14 protein-coding genes are annotated in these 16,456 nt (G+C 58.1%); 10 read left to right on the forward strand and 4 right to left on the reverse strand.

The features are described 5' to 3' along the window. The first annotated feature begins 299 nt into the window (after positions 1-299). The 6 genes from DSL70_RS11370 (at position 300) to modC (ending at position 7,253) form a co-directional block, all read left to right on the forward strand. Positions 300-2,012, forward strand: coding sequence for a type I secretion system permease/ATPase (locus DSL70_RS11370; protein ID WP_205563235.1), 1,713 nt, complete (start codon positions 300-302; stop codon positions 2,010-2,012). A gap of 2 nt (positions 2,013-2,014) precedes the next feature. Then, positions 2,015-3,334, forward strand: a complete 1,320-nt coding sequence (locus DSL70_RS11375; RefSeq protein ID WP_205563236.1) for an HlyD family type I secretion periplasmic adaptor subunit — start codon at positions 2,015-2,017, stop codon at positions 3,332-3,334. A gap of 433 nt (positions 3,335-3,767) precedes the next feature. Continuing rightward, positions 3,768-4,583, forward strand: a complete 816-nt coding sequence (locus DSL70_RS11380; protein ID WP_119308055.1) for a TOBE domain-containing protein — start codon at positions 3,768-3,770, stop codon at positions 4,581-4,583. Between the two features lie 71 nt (positions 4,584-4,654). Further along, the gene (gene modA / locus DSL70_RS11385) at positions 4,655-5,416 is read left to right on the forward strand and encodes a molybdate ABC transporter substrate-binding protein (RefSeq protein ID WP_119308056.1); all 762 of its coding nucleotides are present in this window, start codon (positions 4,655-4,657) and stop codon (positions 5,414-5,416) included. 47 nt (positions 5,417-5,463) lie between these two features. Beyond that, entirely contained in the window at positions 5,464-6,129 is a 666-nt protein-coding gene (modB, locus tag DSL70_RS11390) for a molybdate ABC transporter permease subunit (protein ID WP_119308057.1), read from the forward strand. Beyond that, a complete protein-coding gene (modC, locus tag DSL70_RS11395) occupies positions 6,126-7,253 on the forward strand; it encodes a molybdenum ABC transporter ATP-binding protein (RefSeq protein WP_245418187.1) in 1,128 nt (375 codons plus the stop codon). The genes modB and modC overlap by 4 nt, the downstream gene beginning before the upstream one ends. Positions 7,254-7,355: 102 nt before the next feature. Here modC and DSL70_RS11400 read toward each other — a convergent pair whose 3' ends face one another. Then, complete coding sequence (locus DSL70_RS11400) at positions 7,356-9,227, reverse strand: TRAP transporter large permease (protein WP_119308058.1); 1,872 nt, start codon at positions 9,225-9,227, stop codon at positions 7,356-7,358. A gap of 9 nt (positions 9,228-9,236) precedes the next feature. Further along, entirely contained in the window at positions 9,237-10,256 is a 1,020-nt protein-coding gene (locus DSL70_RS11405) for a TRAP transporter substrate-binding protein (protein WP_119308059.1), read from the reverse strand. Between the two features lie 129 nt (positions 10,257-10,385). Between DSL70_RS11405 and DSL70_RS11410 the strand changes: the two genes are divergently transcribed. After that, positions 10,386-10,955, forward strand: a complete 570-nt coding sequence (locus tag DSL70_RS11410) for a VOC family protein (protein WP_119308060.1) — start codon at positions 10,386-10,388, stop codon at positions 10,953-10,955. Positions 10,956-11,110: 155 nt separating this feature from the next. On the opposite strand, the gene pdxA is transcribed toward DSL70_RS11410, so the two are convergent. After that, a complete protein-coding gene (gene pdxA, locus DSL70_RS11415; protein WP_119308061.1) occupies positions 11,111-12,085 on the reverse strand; it encodes a 4-hydroxythreonine-4-phosphate dehydrogenase PdxA in 975 nt (324 codons plus the stop codon). 202 nt (positions 12,086-12,287) lie between these two features. Between pdxA and DSL70_RS11420 the strand changes: the two genes are divergently transcribed. Genes DSL70_RS11420 through DSL70_RS11430 form a run of 3 tightly spaced genes read left to right on the forward strand, consistent with a single transcriptional unit; the run spans position 12,288 to position 15,354 of the window. Further along, entirely contained in the window at positions 12,288-13,655 is a 1,368-nt protein-coding gene (locus DSL70_RS11420; protein WP_162916605.1) for a four-carbon acid sugar kinase family protein, read from the forward strand. 2 nt (positions 13,656-13,657) lie between these two features. After that, the gene (locus DSL70_RS11425) at positions 13,658-14,482 is read left to right on the forward strand and encodes a DeoR/GlpR family DNA-binding transcription regulator (protein WP_119308063.1); all 825 of its coding nucleotides are present in this window, start codon (positions 13,658-13,660) and stop codon (positions 14,480-14,482) included. Between the two features lie 14 nt (positions 14,483-14,496). Beyond that, the gene (locus DSL70_RS11430) at positions 14,497-15,354 is read left to right on the forward strand and encodes a class I fructose-bisphosphate aldolase (RefSeq protein ID WP_119308064.1); all 858 of its coding nucleotides are present in this window, start codon (positions 14,497-14,499) and stop codon (positions 15,352-15,354) included. A gap of 256 nt (positions 15,355-15,610) precedes the next feature. Here the strand turns inward: DSL70_RS11430 and rhaD are convergent, their stop codons facing one another. Further along, on the reverse strand, positions 15,611-16,456 hold the full coding sequence (rhaD, locus tag DSL70_RS11435) for a rhamnulose-1-phosphate aldolase (protein WP_119308065.1): 846 nt from the start codon (positions 16,454-16,456) through the stop codon (positions 15,611-15,613).

Consider the following 16,456-nt stretch of genomic DNA (forward strand, 5'->3'; position numbering starts at 1 on the left):
CTTATTATTACTGAGATAAAGCTGTCTTCTTATTGAAAAGACTTGGCATTTGGGAGAGCCTGACAATTAGCAGGTCCGGATACCAGAATGCTACAGGCAGACCACTCGAAATAGATGCAACCGGAAATGGTAAAAGTGTAATGACATTCCCCATTCCTTTGATTGGCACAATGGGCCTTCCTGAGAAGATGACCGGTCTCGATAACGTAGCCAGACCCGTCCGTAACCTTGTCAGCCTGCGTCTGGTCTGCCGTCATCTGAACCGTCAGGAATTTCCAGCCTAACCGAGGAGCGATCCCGTGCCAGCCCCGATCACCAAACGATACGCTCCGAGCGTTGGTTTCTTTGACAAGACGGCCTCCATCTGGTTCGGCGTTGCCGGTGTCAGCATTGTCATCAACCTGCTGATGTTCACGGGGCCCCTGTTCATGCTGCAGGTCTATGACCGCGTCATTTCCAGTGGTTCGGTGCCGACACTCATCGTGCTCGCCATCCTTGCGCTGTCCCTCTATTGCTTTTATGGGCTGCTTGACCTGCTGCGCAACCGAGTATTGCTGCGCACCGGTCAGTTCGTTGACGCACGGGTTTCGGGCAGGATCTTCAAGCTCTCGACCAATGCCCAGTTGATCGCGGGCCAACAGGCCAGCCACATGCGCCCCGTCAGGGACCTGGACGTCATACGCCAGTTTGTTTCCGGCCCCGGACCGGCCGCCTTGTGCGATACCCCCTGGATGCCAGTCTATCTGTTGGTCGTCTATCTGTTTCACCCGCTGCTCGGCATTGTCGCGACCTGTGGTGCTCTCGTCATTTGCGCATTGATTGCGCTGAACGAGTGGCTATCCCGCGCACCAAGCCTCGAAGCATCGACAGAAACGGCAAACCGTCAGCAAATGGTCGAGACCGCCCGCAACAACACCGAAGCCATCAATGCGATGGGCATGATTGGCGCCTTGCAGGCCCGTTGGCTTGATCGCAACACAGAATATCTGGCCAAGCAGAAGAAGGCAGCCGACAGGACGACCTTGTTTGCCGTCATGACGCGCACCATCCGCTTCATCTTGCAGTCGGCCATTCTGGGGGTCGGAGCATGGCTAACCATCCGTCAGGAAACCAGTGGGGGCGTGATGATCGCCGCCTCCATCATGACCTCCCGCGCGCTGTCTCCGATCGAGGTGGCCATCGGCCAGTGGCGCAACTTCATCTCTGCCCGTCAGGCCTATGCCCGTCTCAGCGATCTGATCAAGCGCGTGCCTGAAAAGGCCGAGCAGATGGAATTGCCCCTGCCGACCCGGACCGTGAGCGCAGATCAGGTCAGTTGCGCCCCGATCGGCGCACGCAAGCCGGTGGTCCAGGGCATATCGCTCGAGCTTTTCGCCGGTCAGGCAATGGGCATCATTGGTCCCTCGGGGTCTGGCAAATCCACCTTTGCCAAGGCGCTCGTTGGCATTTTGCCCACGGCAACCGGATCCATCCGCCTCGACGGCGCCGAGCTTGGCCAGTGGAACGAAAGCCAGATCGGCAGCATCGTCGGCTTCCTGCCGCAGGATGTGCAGCTGATAGACGGAACGGTGGCAGAAGTCATTTCCCGCTTTGACCCGAACGCCACATCGGACGCTGTCATCGAGGCGGCATCGCTCGCCGACTTGCACGACATGATTACCGCCCTGCCGGAAGGCTACAACACCATAATCGGCAACTCGGGCTATGCCCTTTCGGGAGGGCAGCGCCAGAGGATCGCATTGGCCCGTGCGCTTTATGGCAATCCCTTCCTGATCGTGCTCGATGAACCCAACTCCAATCTGGATGGACAGGGTGAAGCGGCGCTGACCGAAGCCCTGCTGGAAATGAAGAAAAAGGGATCCATCATCATCGTCATCGCCCACCGGCCCAGCGCCCTTGCTGCGGTCGACATGGTCCTGTGCCTCAATGAAGGCAAGATGCAGGCCTTCGGCCCCAAGAACGAGGTTCTTTCCAAAGTGCTGGCCCCGGTCAAGACACAAGGAGTGGCCTAGTCATGACAGCGATGGAAACAGCGACCGAACAGGCCCTTTATCGCGAAGTCAAGCGCACGCTTCTTGTCGCCGGTCTCTTCATTCTTCTCATTGTCGGCGGGGTCTTCGTCTGGGGCAGTTTTGCCGAGATCTCGAGCGCCGTCGTGGCTCAGGGAACGATCGTCGTTCAGGGCAACACCAAGAAGGTGCAGCATCGTGAAGGCGGCATCGTCAAGGACATTTTGGTCAACGAGGGCGATCTGGTGGAAAGCGGCGACATTCTGATCCGCCTTGACGATACGCGGACGCAGGCCAACCTCGCCATCGTGACAAAACAGCTGGTGGAACTGCGCGCCCAGGCTGCCCGTCTGTTGGCAGAACGCGACGGGCGCAGCAATATCTCCTTCCCCCAACAGACAGAGACCCCTTTCGATGCCAGCGAGCTGGCTGATATCCACAATGGCCACATCCAGTTGATGGAATCGCGCAGGAAGTCGCTTGAAGGACGCAAGAACCAGCTCAAGGAACAGATCAAACAGCTGAACAGCCAGATCTCCGGTCTGATGGTGCAGCGGGATGCCAAGGCTGATGAAATCCGCTTTGTCCAACAGACCATTGCAGCCAATGAAACGCTCATCGAGAAGAAACTGGTCACCCAGTCCTATCTCAACGAGATGAAACGGGAGAAGGCGGAACTGGAAGGCGACTATGGCGGCTTTGTTTCCCAACTGGCCCAGATCCGTCAGGCCGTCAGCGAGAAGGAGTTGCAGTTGCTGCAAATCGCGGACGATGCACAGGCCGGGATCCTTGAGGAATACCAGACGGTGCGATCCAAGATCACCCAGCTTGAAGAGCAGGAGATCTCCGCCCGCGACCAGCTCAAGCACATTCTGATCAGAGCGCCGCAAACAGGCGTCGTCCACCAGCTCGCCATTCACACCATCGGCGCCGTGATCACCCCCGGCGAGACGGTGATGATGATCGTACCGCGAGAAGACAGGCTGATCGTTCAGGCCAAGGTGAACCCCTCCGAGATCGACCGGCTTTCCCCGGATCAGGAAGCCCGATTGCGCTTCCCGGCCTTTGACCGCCGCACCACCCCGGAGATAAAGGCTCATCTTGACGTCATTTCTGCCGACAGGATCACCGACCAGATGTCAGGACAGGCCTATTATGAGGTTCTCCTGCGCTTTTCGGATGAGGAACTTGGCAAGCTGGAAGGCAAGACGCTCGTCCCCGGCATGCCGGTGGAAGTCTATCTGCAAACCGGCTACCGCAGCGTTCTTTCCTATCTTGTCAAGCCGATGGTCGATCAGATCGAGCACGCTCTCAAGGAAAGATAGGGCAAGGCAGCACTCATAAGGACCTTGACTTGTGAACGGCGGAGCAATCGCGCCGCCAAACGGCCTCTGGCAAGAACAGCGCAAGAGAATGGCCAGGCCGGAGCCAAGACCGGAGCCAGACCCCGGAGCCCTGCCGTTGTCAGGCCGTTGTCAGGCCGTCGCTTTCCACATCCCCGCATGACTGCGCCGCGAGCATGACCCACCCCGAAGCACAAATGGCAGGCACTCCCCGAAGAAAGCGGCACCTGATCTTGTCGCAAAACTGCCAAACGCATCTGAAGCTTGTCAGCTTCGCGACAAAGCAATTTCCACAAAATCGGAAAAACGTCTCATTTTGCGCAACACTATACCCAATTGACACTTGGCACAGGATTTGCTCTCTATTGTTCCAAGCGATATGAAGTTGAACTACATAACGAAGAGAGCACCCCCAATGGCCAACCAGCCACAATCCGTCCGGCCCGTTCTGTCCTTCCTCGACAAGGCAGGCCATCGCGCCAGCGAGGAGCGTTTCAGGCTATTATCCGAGATCGATCGGGAAGGGTCAATCTCGGCAGCGGCCAAGCGCCTCAATATAAGCTACAAGGCCGCATGGGACGCCGTCAACGCCCTCAACAACCTCTTCAGCACACCTCTGGTCGACGCCCAGCCCGGCGGTCGCAAGGGCGGCGGCGCCGTCCTCACAGATGAAGGCCGCAGGGCGCTGGAAGCCCACCGCCATCTCACCGACCGCCTCAACCAGTTCATTGCCGAAATCGAACGCGAGATTTCCGGCAACCCGGGAGCCACCTCCCTTTCCAACCCCCTTCTATGGAGTTTTGCCATGCGCACCAGCGCCCGCAATGTCTTTCACGGCATCATCGAAGAGATCATCCCCGGCGCAGTCAATTCCGAAGTCTGCCTCAGGGTATCCGATCGCACTGTGCTGACCGTCATCATCACCAACAAGAGCATCGAGTCGCTGGATTTGCGCAAAGGCTCCGAGGCCTTTGCCCTCATCAAGGCATCAACCCCCATCCTGATGGCAGAGACAGAAACAGTCCGGCTGTCGGCCCGCAACCAGATTCAGGGCACCGTGATCTCGCTGGAGATGGGGGCCGTGAACAGCGAGGTGCTGCTTGATATCGGCAACAGCAAAACCCTCACCGTCGTGATCACCAAACAGAGCGCCCTCTCCCTCGACATCAAGACCGGAGACAGAATGTGCGCCATGATCAAGGCCTCCCAGATCATTCTCGGCGTCGAGTAGATCCCTCCGACGAACCACAGCTCAATGAACCAGGCAAGCCAACTCCATTCATGCAAAAAGGACACTGTTCCATGAAGCCATCAATCCAGTCTCTGTTGTCCGCCTCGATCCTGGCCCTTTCGCTCACCATCGGCGCAGCCGCTCAGGCGGCCGAAACGAAAGTGGCTGTCGCAGCCAACTTCACCGCCGCAGCCAAGGAAATCGCCACGGCCTTCGAAGCGGAAACCGGCCACACCGCCGTCCTCAGCTTCGGCTCGACCGGCAAGATCTACACCCAGATCGCCAACGGCGCCCCCTTCTCGCTGTTCCTTGCCGCCGACCAGGCCCGCCCGATCAAGGCCGAGAAGGAAGGCCTTGCCGTTGCAGACACCCGCTTCACCTATGCTCAGGGCAAGATCGTGCTGTACAGCACAGACCCGGCTCTCGTCGACAGTGAAGGCGCAGTTCTGCAGTCACCGGACAAGTTCGACAAACTGGCCATCGCCAACCCCAAGACGGCTCCTTACGGTGCGGCAGCCATGGAAACGCTCGCCAACCTGAAGGTTCCATCCGCCGTCATGGATGCTCTGGTGCAAGGGGACAGCATTTCCCAGACCCATCAGTTTGTCGCCTCCGGCAACGCCCAGCTCGGGTTTGTCGCCCTCTCGCAGGTGGTGGACAGCAAGGAAGGCTCGCAGTGGGTCGTGCCGTCTGACCTTTACACACCGATCAAGCAGGACGTCGTTCTGTTGAAGACCGGCGCCGATGATGAAGCCGCCAAGGCCTTCCTTGCCTTCCTCAAGAGCGACACGGCCAAGGCAATCATTCTCAAATTCGGCTATGGTGTCGAATAACCCATTGCCGAATCCTGCCTGACAAGGCCGAGGAAGGGAGAAACACAGTGCTGGAAGCGATCACCCTGACACTGGAGCTGGCGATAACCGTCACCATTCTGCTGCTGTTGATCGGCACCCCCATCGCATGGTGGCTGGCCCGGTCAAAGAGCTGGTGGAAAGAGGTGGTCGGGACGCTGGTCTCCCTGCCTCTGGTGCTGCCGCCAACCGTCCTCGGCTTCTATCTGCTGCTGGCCCTCGGGCCAAACAGCCTGCTGGGGCGCTCCATCGCCTCGGTTATTGGCCACACCCTGCCCTTCACCTTTGCAGGGCTGGTTGTGGCCTCCATCATCTATTCGCTGCCCTTCATGGTGCAGCCGGTGCGCAATGCCTTCGAAGCCATCGGCGAGCGGCCGCTTGAGGTGGCCTCCACCCTGCGCGCCTCGCCACTGGACTGCTTCTTCTCCGTCGTCCTGCCGCTGGCAAGACCGGGCCTCATCACCGGCACCATTCTCAGCTTTGCCCACACAGTGGGTGAATTCGGCGTGGTGCTGATGATCGGCGGCAACATCCCCGGCGAGACCAAGGTCCTGTCCATTGCCATCTATGACTATGTCGAGACGCTGGAATGGAACAAGGCCCACATTCTGGCAGGCGGCATGCTCGTCTTCTCCTTCCTCGTCATCTTCAGCACGACCACAATCGAGAAGCGTCTGAGGAGGCGCATGCAATGAGCCGCACCCTCACCGACCAGCCAGAGATGATCACAGCCAGCTTCAAGGGCCTTCAGGGCGCCTTCGAACTCGACGCATCCTTCAGGCTTTCCGCATCTGGCGTCACCGCCCTGTTCGGCCCATCCGGCTGCGGCAAGACCAGCGTCTTGCGCTGCATTGCCGGTCTCAACCAGATGAAGGAAGGCTATTTCTCGCTCAAGGGCGAGGTCTGGCAGGATGGCGAAAGCTTCCTGCCCGCCCACAAGCGCCCCGTCGGCTATGTCTTTCAGGAGGCAAGCCTGTTTCCCCACCTGTCGGTCGAGCAGAATCTCATCTACGGCCAGAAACGCAGCCGCTCGGCCCCTGCCCCGGATCAGACCGTTCTCAATCAGGCCGATGTGGTCGAGCTGCTCGGCATTGGCCCGCTGCTCAGGCGCTCCCCCAACAAGCTTTCCGGCGGCGAACGTCAGCGGGTCGCCATTGGCCGCGCGCTGCTGTCCCGCCCGCGCATCCTGCTGATGGACGAACCCATGGCAGCGCTGGACCGCTTCAGCAAGAACGAGATCCTGCCCTATCTGGAACGCCTGCATGACGAGCTGAAAATTCCCATGCTCTACGTCAGCCATGACATCACCGAGGTCGAGCGGCTCGCCGACCAGATGGTGCTGATGGAAATGGGCAAGGTGAAAGCCGCAGGCTCTCTGCAAACACTGCTGTCCGACCCGAGCCTTTCCCTCTCCAGCATGCCCGAAGCTGCCTCGGTTCTCACCGGCACTCTCACCGCCATGGACGATGCCTTTGGCATCAGCACCATCGTGGTGTCGGGACAACGTTTTCAGATCCCCGGTGTCAAGGGCCCCATCGGACGCTCCGTGCGCCTCCGCATCGAAGCCAGCGACGTGGCCCTGTCCCGCCACATGCCGGAGGGAACATCCTCGATCCTCAACACACCGTCGGTAACCATCGAGACGATCCAGTCCTTTGGCCAGCACATGACCAACGTCTTCCTCGGACTGGGGGAGGATCTAGACCGCCAGACCCTCATCGCCCGCATTTCCAGAAAGAGCCTTCATGCCCTCGATTTAAGGGTCGGAGACCGGCTGCAGGCGATGATCAAGTCCGTCTCCATGGTGAGAGACGTTTAAAAGCGCGCCGATCGAGAAGACCAAAGCGAACAGTCCCCAAAACAGAAAATGCCCGCGCCTTGCAAAAGACGCGGGCATTTGATTTCAGACCGGATCTTGCGATCAGAAGTAGGGTTCGGTCACCCACGGAACGCAGGCCACGATGATCACCGACACGAGGATGGCGAACATGTAGGGCCAGATGGCTTTCATCGCCTTGTCGGGCTCGATGCCACCAATCGCACAGGCCTGATAGAAGCCGATGCCGAGAGGCGGAACAAACAGGCCAAGGCTCATGGACAGAACCATCATGATGGCATAGTGCACACCACCGATACCGAGTTCCAGAGCAATCGGGAACAGCAGCGGAGCAAACACCACGACCGCCGGGATGCCTTCAAGCACACTGCCAAGGATCGCAAAGACCACGATCGACAGCGCCATGTATCCGGCAGCACCACCAGGCATCTGCTCCATCATGGCAGCAAGCTGATGGGAGAAGCCAGACTGGGTCAACGCCCAGGCCATGGCGGTCGCCGTGCCCAGAATGATCATGATCGCACCGGACAGCGCCAGCGAGTTGCACAGCATCTTCCACATTCTGGCTGCCGGGAACTTGCGATAGAGCAGGATCGAGACCAGCAAGGTATAGACGATACCAACGGTGGCCACTTCGGTTGCCGTCGCGATACCGGCCACCACCGCCACGCGGATGACCGCAAGCAGCAGGAAGGCAGGAAGCGCATTCAGCAGGGCAAGCACGATCTGCTTGCGGCTGGCCCGCTTGGCTTCCGTGACGTCTTCATCACGAGAGCGGAAGTAGGCAACGATCAGCAGGCCGATGGCACCAAGAGCTGCCGGGATCAGGCCACCCGTAAACAGGGCCGCAATGGAAACACCCGTTACCGACCCCACGGTGATGAGCACGATGGACGGCGGAATGGTTTCACCCATGGCTGCAGAGGAAGACAGCAGGCCGATGAGCTCGCCCGGTTCCTTGCCACGTTTCTGCATTTCAGGCAGCAGCACCGGAGCAATGGCAGCCATGTCGGCAGCCTTCGAACCGGAGATACCGGAAACCAGATACATCGCACCGACGAGCACGTAGGACAGGCCGCCCTTGAAGTGGGCAACCAGCGCCGCCAGCACGTTGACCAGAGCCGCAGCCAGCCCCGTCACCTCGATCAGCAGACCAAGCAGCACGAACAGCGGGATCGACAGCAGCACGAAACCGGACATGCCCTCGTCCATACGGCTGATCACAATAACCATCGGCATGTAGGTCATGAACTTGAGGTAGACGACCGTGGCCAGACCAAAGGCAACCGCGATGGGTGCTCCGCCGAACACCAGCGCAGCAAGGCCGATGCCGAAGAAGATGATCAGGTTGAAGTTTTCCATTTCCTCAAGCTGCGGCAGGAAGACCGTCAGCAGTACACCGCACACAGCGATCACCACCGCACCAAAGATCAGATCCGAGATTTTGACCTTCTGCACGAGCTGCAGAATGGCAACAATCATCATCAGGGTCAGACCGACGAACATCGCCGCCGAGCGCACCGTATCCGGCAACTGAAGGGCCGGAGTAGTGATCATCATCTGACCTTCGGCATGTTCCAGGGCGGGTGGTACGAGCAATCCCAGGAACAGGATGACACACATGGATGCCAGGGTGTTGATACGGGATTGCCAGCGTTTTGGCGCCAATCCGACAACCACAGTCAGATGCATGTGGCCACCCTTGTGTTGAGCCACAACGGCCCCGAACATGCTCAGCCACAAAAACAGGATGGTAGCCAATTCATCCGACCAGACCAGTGGGGAATGCAGGGCGTAGCGAAATGCTACGCCAGCAAAGAGAACCACGACCTCCAACCCCAGGAAAATGGCCCCAGGAATTTCGACAACGAGCGCAATCCATTTTTCAAGCTTTGCGCAAAAGTCACGAAAAGAGGACAGTCCATCTTCCGAATTCGTTTCAACGATAGTCGACATAACTAATCCTTAGCCGAGCTTGCCAGAGTATTTTTCAAGAAGGCTCCAGGCCTTGTCACCAAACTTCTCTTGCCACTTGGAATAGAAGTCGGTCTTGTTCAGAGCTTCAACAAACGGCTTCGGATCCGGCTGCGTGATGGTCATGCCCTTGGCTTCCAGATCAGCACGAACAGAATCATTAAGCTTGGCGATATCATCGCGCTGCTTCAGGCCGCAGTCGTTGAGGATGTCTTCTGCAATCTTCTGGATGTCGGCAGGCAGGCGTTTCCAGGTCAGACCACTGGCAACGAACAGATAGCCGTCCCAGATGTGGTTGGTCAGCATGGCATATTTCTGGACTTCATAGAGCTTGGCGGTCTGAATGATCGGCAGCGGGTTCTCCTGAGCGTCCATGACATGCGTCTGCAGGGAGGTGTAAACCTCGGAGAACTGCATGCTGGTCGGAGCAGCACCCAGAGCTTCAAACAGGCTGATGGACAGCTGGCTGACCGGCACGCGGATCTTGATGCCATGCAGGTCTTCCGGAGAGTTGACCGGAGCCTCGGAGGTAGTCAGCTGACGGAAGCCGTTGTCCCAGACCGTGCGCATCATGTGCAGGCCGGCCTTTTCGATTTCCTCACCGACGAACCCGCCAAGGTCGCCATCCATGGCCGCCCAGACATGGTCATAATCAGGGAATGCGAAACCCACTGCGTTGATCGGAGCAACAGGCACGAGCGTTGCAATCACGAGAGCAGACGGGGTGAAAAAGTCGATCGCGCCGAAACGGACCTGATTGAGCATGTCGGTATCACCGCCAAGCTGGTTGCTTGGGAAGATCTTGATATCGAAATCGCCGTTGGTTTCCTCCTTGATTCGCTTGGAAGCCTCGGCAGCGCGCACGTTCAACGGATGAGACAGAGGAAGGTTGTTACCATATTTATAAACAAACTTGGATTTTGCCTCTGCACGGATATGCGGCATTGCCAATGTGGCCGGAACGGCCAGGGCTGCGGACTTCAACAGATTTCGTCTGCTAATGATTGCCATGTTTTCTTCTCCCTAAATAAGGCATCAAATATGGGTTCAGTTCGCAACTGCGTGACGCCTCTAGATTTGTAACATAATATCTGTTACGTTCCTTGTCCATAGATGTTTTATTCTCTCGGGAGTTAAAAAATGAGTAGGTTCTTCGGTGAGGTCCGCCAGATCGGCTATGTCGTCAGGAATATTGAAGAAGCAATGGAGTTCTGGTCCAAGACACTTGGCATAGGCCCTTGGTTTTACGCAGAAAAAATCGCTGATAAGGACTTTTACTATAAAGGCGAATTATCCCCTATCGAGCGTTCGGTTGCCCTGGCAAATTCTGGGTATATTCAAATGGAACTTGTGCAACAGCTCAATGATGCGCCTTCCATGTACCTCGACTTTCTCAACGCAGGCCGCACAGGAGCGCAGCATTTCGCCTATTGGACGCGCAATTACACCGAAGATCTGGCCCGCCTGACCAAGCAGGGACTGACCGTCGGCATGAACGGTGCAGTGGGAGATGACGGCCGTTACTGCTACTTCGAAACCGAGTTTCATCCGGGCACGGTCATTGAATTATCTGAGGTAAACGGGCCAAAAGGCACGCTTTTCAAGACCATTCGCGACGCCAGCATCAACTGGGATGGCAGCGACCCGATCCGTCCGTTCCCGGATCTTTCCACACTGCCTTATACCGCTCCGGAAGACTTCCCGATCTAGGTTTAAGAAGCCCCAGAAGATCACAACAAGCCTGTTGATAAAAAAGCCCCCTCAAACGCCGTTTGAGGGGGCTTACTTAATTCTGACTATGGTAATATCACATATTTGGCGTGACAAATACCAATATCTCACACATCACGTGAGATCGAAGAACATCACTTAACAGGCTTCATGCGACGCGCCATGGCAATGGCAGCTTTCATGTTGCCGGGACGTGCAAGACCGCCCTTCCAGGCGATGTCGAAGGCCGTACCGTGGTCAACGGATGTCCGCAGGATCGGCAGACCGGCGGTGATGTTCACGCAGTCATGACCACCAATCAGCTTGGCAGGAATGTGCCCCTGATCATGATATTGGGCCACGACAATATCGAACCGCCCCTCGATCGCCTGTTCAAACACGATATCGCCAGGAATCGGCCCCGTCACGTTGATTCCCTCAGCCCGCGCAGCTTCAATTGCCGGGATCACCTGGGTATCGTCCTCAGTGCCATAATGGCCGTTTTCCCCGCAATGCGGGTTGATTCCAGCCACCCCGATCCGCGGCTCGGCAACGCCAGTGGTCAGAACATGCTGGTTCGCAATCCGGATGGTTTCCAGCACGGTTTCCGTCGTGCAATAGCGCACGGCATCAGCCAGCGAGATGTGGGTGGAAACGTGGATAACCGACAGTTTTGGCCCGGCCAAAACGGCGAAATTCTTTTTCACGCCAGTGAAAAGCTTCAGCAATCCGGCGTGCCCACTGAGATTGTAACCAGCTTCCCGCAACGCCGTCTTGTGCAGGGACGCCGTGCAAACCACATCGATTTCCCCAGCCAACGCCATATCCACCGCCTTTTTCACACAGCGGCAGGCAGCCTCCCCGGCATCTGGCTGGATCTCGCCAGGACGGATGGATTCGGCATTCGGCGCATCCACCTGCACCAGCGGCACAGCGCCGCTTGGAACCTCGCCTTCCGAGACAAACTGAAAGTCCGCACCGATCATGTCACGGGCCCGCTCCATGAACAGACGATCACCGATAACAATCACCCCGGCCCGTTCTTCTGCCGTCATATCCTGCAAGGACTTGCAAATAACCTCCGGCCCGATGCCCGCAGGATCACCCATAGTCAGACCAATCTTGTTCATATCTTCAACTCCAAACGTTGCCACTCGCCCGCATGGGGCATGCCTCTGAGTGCATTATACACACCCTGCGATGATAAACATAACATGATATCTGTTATATTTTACGCCAAGGCTGTTGTCTATCGTGATTTTTGTGATACAAATCGATTATCCAAGGCGTGACGATCGCCTCCTTTCCTTAATGCAGAGGCCTATTCAGATCATGACAGTTTCAGGCGAAAAGCAGGATTTGCTTCTTTCCTTTTATGGCGACGATTTCACCGGCTCGACCGATGCACTGGAATCCGTCACCATGGCAGGCATTCCGGCCATGCTCTTTCTGTCCCCACCCACAGTGGACGACCTGAAAGCCTACCCGCATATCCGCGCCGTCGGCGTTGCCGGCACCAGCCGCAGCCAGTCACCGGCATGGATGGACGTTCACCTGCGCGAAAGTTTTGCCGGGCTGAAGGCCCTTGGCGCCCCGATCTGTCACTACAAGACCTGCTCGACATTCGATTCTGCCCCGACCATCGGCAACATCGGCAAGGCAATTGAGCTGGGCCATGACATTTTCGGCACCGCCGTGCCGGTCGTTGTCGGCGTCACCCGCCTCAAGCGCTATGTGGTCTTTTCCAACCTGTTCGCCGCCGCCAGTGTCGCCGGAGACAGCGAGGCTTTCCGCATCGACCGTCACCCCACCATGAGCAAGCATCCATCCACCCCGATGAATGAAGCCGACCTGCGAGTGCATCTGGCGCGCCAGACCGGCCGCAAGATCGAGGGCATGGATTTCCGCCGCATGCTGGCCGACAACGCTTCCGAAGCCTTCGCCAAACTGTGCGAGGACAATGACGCGGTCATCCTCGACACTTTCGACGATGCCACGACCACCAGAACCGGACAGCTGCTGCATGAACGCAGCCTGTTGCAGCCGACCTTCGTGGTCGGGTCTTCAGGCGTTGAATATGCGCTGGCCGACTATCTTACCAAACAGGGCACCCTGCCGCTGGTCGAACCGCCGCTGCCGCGCGGTCCGGTCGAACGCACGATTGCCATCTGCGGCAGTTGCTCGCCAACCACCGACCGGCAGATCGAGTGGGCCAAGGCCAACGGCTTCTTCGTCAGCGCGATCGATACGGTAGCACTGGTCGAAAAGGGCGAGGAAGAGGAAATGCGGCTGGCTGAAGAACTGGTCCGGCTCACCTCAGAACACAAGGGCATCGTCCTTCACACGGCGCGTGGCCCGAATGATCCACAGATTGCCGCAACCCGTGCAGCCCTCGAACGCAAGGGCCTGACGTCGGCGGACAGCTCCCCCGTCATGGGCTCTGCCACCGGCCGCATTCTCAAACATGCCATCAAGGCAACCGGCCTCAAACGTACCATTCTGGCGGGCGGTGACAGCTCAAGCCACGCCGTCTCAGCCATGGGCATCACCAATCTCGAAGTAGCCGGTCCGCTCGTTCCGGGTGCACCGCTCTGCCGCGTCCATTCCGCCGATAGTGCTATCGACGGCACCGAGATTTCTCTTAAAGGTGGCCAGGTGGGAGAAGATAACTTCTTCGGGCGCGTTATGAGTGGGAAATAGTCATGGCCAGTTCCAAAACATCATCCAGTCGAGAAGCCGAGTTGCAGGACGCCGACGGCAAGCAGCCGATGAAGGCGGAAGATCGCCGTCAGCAGATCCTGACGATGGTCCAGAGCCAGAAGACCGTGCAGCTTGATCATCTGGCCAGAGAACTGGGCGTCAGCCGCATGACAGTTCACCGGGATCTGGATCTTCTGGAAAGCCGGGGTCTTCTGCGCAAGGAGCGGGGCGGTGCGACCGCCGAGAGCTCGCTGCTGTTCGAAAGCAATTTTCACTACCGCCGCCAGACTGATGAAAGCGTCAAACGGGAGCTGGCCCGCGCCGCCTCCGAACTGATCGAGCCGGGCAGCGCCATCATGCTGGATGACAGCACGACAACCCTGTTGATGTGCGAGCATATCGAGTTGATCGAGAATGTCACGGTGATCACCAATTCCCTCGCCGTGTGCGAACGGCTGAAGGGATCGTCCAACGTCCAGTTGATCGTGACCGGCGGCAATTACAGCGACACTCACAAGAGCTTTTCCGGCCTGATCTGCGAACAGGCGCTCAGCCAGCTCCGTTCCGATTGGGTCTTCATGTCCGCCTCGTCGGTCATCGACAATCGGCTGTTTCATCAGGATCAGGAAATCGTCCGCGTCAAACGCGCCCTCATGGCAGCGTCCGAACGCAAGGCGCTCCTGTTGACCTCACGAAAATTCAAGACACGTGCCCTCACCCAGTTCGCCGATCTCACTGAATTCGACAAGCTTTTCATAGACCGCCAACTGGATGACGCCACAAAACAACGACTTAATCTTTCGAGAATTGATTTCGATCTCGTTTAGCAAGGATAAGAGCAATGCTTCAGAAACTGGGCCAGCAAGTGCGCCTCTCCCGCATCCTGAATCCGAAAACGCAACGGGGCTTCTGCATCGCCTTTGACCATTCGTTGCAGTTGGGAACATGCAAGGGAATGGACCAACCCGAACTGATGCTCGACTATATGGCGGAAGCTGGCGTAGATGCTGTCATCCTGCCGCTCGGCTCGGCCCTTCATTACGGTCCGCATCTGGTGCGCAATGGTGGCCCGGCTCTCATCCTGCGTCTCGACCAGACCACCATGTGGCGCGAAGGCACCCCGCTGGCCTACAAGGATGGCTACACCCGCCTCATCGCCTCGGTTGATGACGCCGTTGCCCTCGGCGCCGAAGCCGTGATCACCTATCTGTTCGTTGGCCACAATGATCCAGATGTTGAAACCGCTGCTTTCCGTGCCAATGCCGACGTCAACACCGCAGCCCGCGAGCGCGGCATCGTCCATATCATCGAAACCATGGGGGCCCGCCACGCCCTTGCCGCCGACATCAACGATGGCGAATTCGTCGGCTTCCATGCCCGTATCGGTGTGGAAATGGGTGCAGACATCATCAAGACCGACTGGCCGGGCAGCCCCGAAGCCCTCAAGACCATCGCCAACCAGTTGCCGGTGCCCATCATGCTCGCCGGTGGTCCCAGGACCGACAGCGACTACGGCACGCTCAATCTGGTTTCCCAGATCGTCAACGCCGGTGCCGCAGGCATCCTGTTCGGTCGCTCGATCTTCCAGTCCGACGACCCGCTGGCCCTGATGAAGGCCTGCCGCTCGGTCATCCACGACAATGCTTCAGCCGATGAAGCCGCTGAACTTGCCAAGCTGCAATTGCCGATAGCCTCATGATCGCAAGCTGCAGCAAACTCAGGACCGCGTCCCCAACCCCAAAATCCAAGGTGTCCTGAATGGCACGAAGCCCGCAAGTGCAGGACTTGCGGGCTTCTTTTTGCTCCAATCTCTGGGAGGAGATGGCCAGAGCCAGCCATTTTAATGGGGGGACAGGCTCACGTGTGGGCAATGCCATCAGGCAGATTGAAGCAAAACGCGTCATGCCGCCGGCCGGTCAGACGCGAAAAGTCCGGCCGACAGCAATCCCGGTATCTCAGTCGTTACCCGGAATCTCAGGTTTCTGAACGAGAAGCCTTTCGAAATAGACCGACAGTTCGGTGAGAAGGTCATTGGAGATGGTCTGTCGTTCACCGCCTGCGGACAGCACCTTGCGGTGAATGCCTGCGGCCTTCTCGATGGTCTCGACAAGACCGAAGACGGAATCCGGGGTTGCTTCCGAGGCAAAGATGCCGTGGTGGGTCCAGGAGATGATCCGGCCGTGCTCCATTTCCTTGATCGATGCATCGGCAATGTCCGTGGTGCCGGGCAGCATCGGCGGAACGATGCGAACGCCATCGGGGAAGATCACAATGCATTCGGGCATCTTGGTCCACAGTGCCATCGTCAGCTCCTTGCTGTCCAGCGGCAGGATGTAGCTGAGCGCGATGAACTCGGGCGCATGGCAATGCATGATGATCCGCTCGCGGCCCTTGGAGACGCGCTTGCGCACCGCATGACCGGCAAGATGGGTGGCAAATTCCGAGGTCGGCCGCCCGCCGTTGCTGAAGCCCCAGACGGTCTGATAGGCCGAACCGCCCTCGACAATCCGGACAATGCCGAAAACCTGATCGGGGAATTCTGTTGCGTGGCGGAAATACTGCCCGGTGCCGGTGACAATGAAATACTCCCCGTCCAGTGTTGGCTGCGGCTGCGGCAGCTTGACGGGCTCGGCCGGTGTCACATTCGGATAGCGGCGCGCCAGCACGCTTTCCACTTCATCGGTCGGCAGACGCCAGGAGATGTTGCCACCGTTGGCTTCGTTCCAGCCCATTTCCCAGCACAGGCGTGCCAGCGAGGCGACTTGCTGAACAAAGGGGATCGGGTGCGAAAATACAGTCAT

It is taken from the genome of Cohaesibacter haloalkalitolerans, assembly GCF_003574655.1.
In the GTDB taxonomy this organism is placed as follows: Bacteria; Pseudomonadota; Alphaproteobacteria; order Rhizobiales; family Cohaesibacteraceae; genus Cohaesibacter; species Cohaesibacter haloalkalitolerans.

What these genes read in the sequence shown, in the direction of transcription:
- DSL70_RS11430 (WP_119308064.1), top strand. Translation starts at nt 14,497, where the DNA reads ATGCTTCAGAAACTGGGCCAGCAAGTGCGCCTCTCCCGCATCCTGAAT.
- DSL70_RS11425 (WP_119308063.1), top strand. Translation starts at nt 13,658, where the DNA reads ATGGCCAGTTCCAAAACATCATCCAGTCGAGAAGCCGAGTTGCAGGAC.
- DSL70_RS11375 (WP_205563236.1), top strand. Translation starts at nt 2,015, where the DNA reads ATGACAGCGATGGAAACAGCGACCGAACAGGCCCTTTATCGCGAAGTC.
- DSL70_RS11420 (WP_162916605.1), top strand. Translation starts at nt 12,288, where the DNA reads ATGACAGTTTCAGGCGAAAAGCAGGATTTGCTTCTTTCCTTTTATGGC.
- DSL70_RS11400 (WP_119308058.1), bottom strand. Translation starts at nt 9,227, where the DNA reads ATGTCGACTATCGTTGAAACGAATTCGGAAGATGGACTGTCCTCTTTT.
- DSL70_RS11410 (WP_119308060.1), top strand. Translation starts at nt 10,386, where the DNA reads ATGAGTAGGTTCTTCGGTGAGGTCCGCCAGATCGGCTATGTCGTCAGG.
- modC (WP_245418187.1), top strand. Translation starts at nt 6,126, where the DNA reads ATGAGCCGCACCCTCACCGACCAGCCAGAGATGATCACAGCCAGCTTC.
- pdxA (WP_119308061.1), bottom strand. Translation starts at nt 12,085, where the DNA reads ATGAACAAGATTGGTCTGACTATGGGTGATCCTGCGGGCATCGGGCCG.
- modA (WP_119308056.1), top strand. Translation starts at nt 4,655, where the DNA reads ATGAAGCCATCAATCCAGTCTCTGTTGTCCGCCTCGATCCTGGCCCTT.
- DSL70_RS11405 (WP_119308059.1), bottom strand. Translation starts at nt 10,256, where the DNA reads ATGGCAATCATTAGCAGACGAAATCTGTTGAAGTCCGCAGCCCTGGCC.
- DSL70_RS11380 (WP_119308055.1), top strand. Translation starts at nt 3,768, where the DNA reads ATGGCCAACCAGCCACAATCCGTCCGGCCCGTTCTGTCCTTCCTCGAC.
- rhaD (WP_119308065.1), bottom strand. Translation starts at nt 16,456, where the DNA reads ATGACTGTATTTTCGCACCCGATCCCCTTTGTTCAGCAAGTCGCCTCG.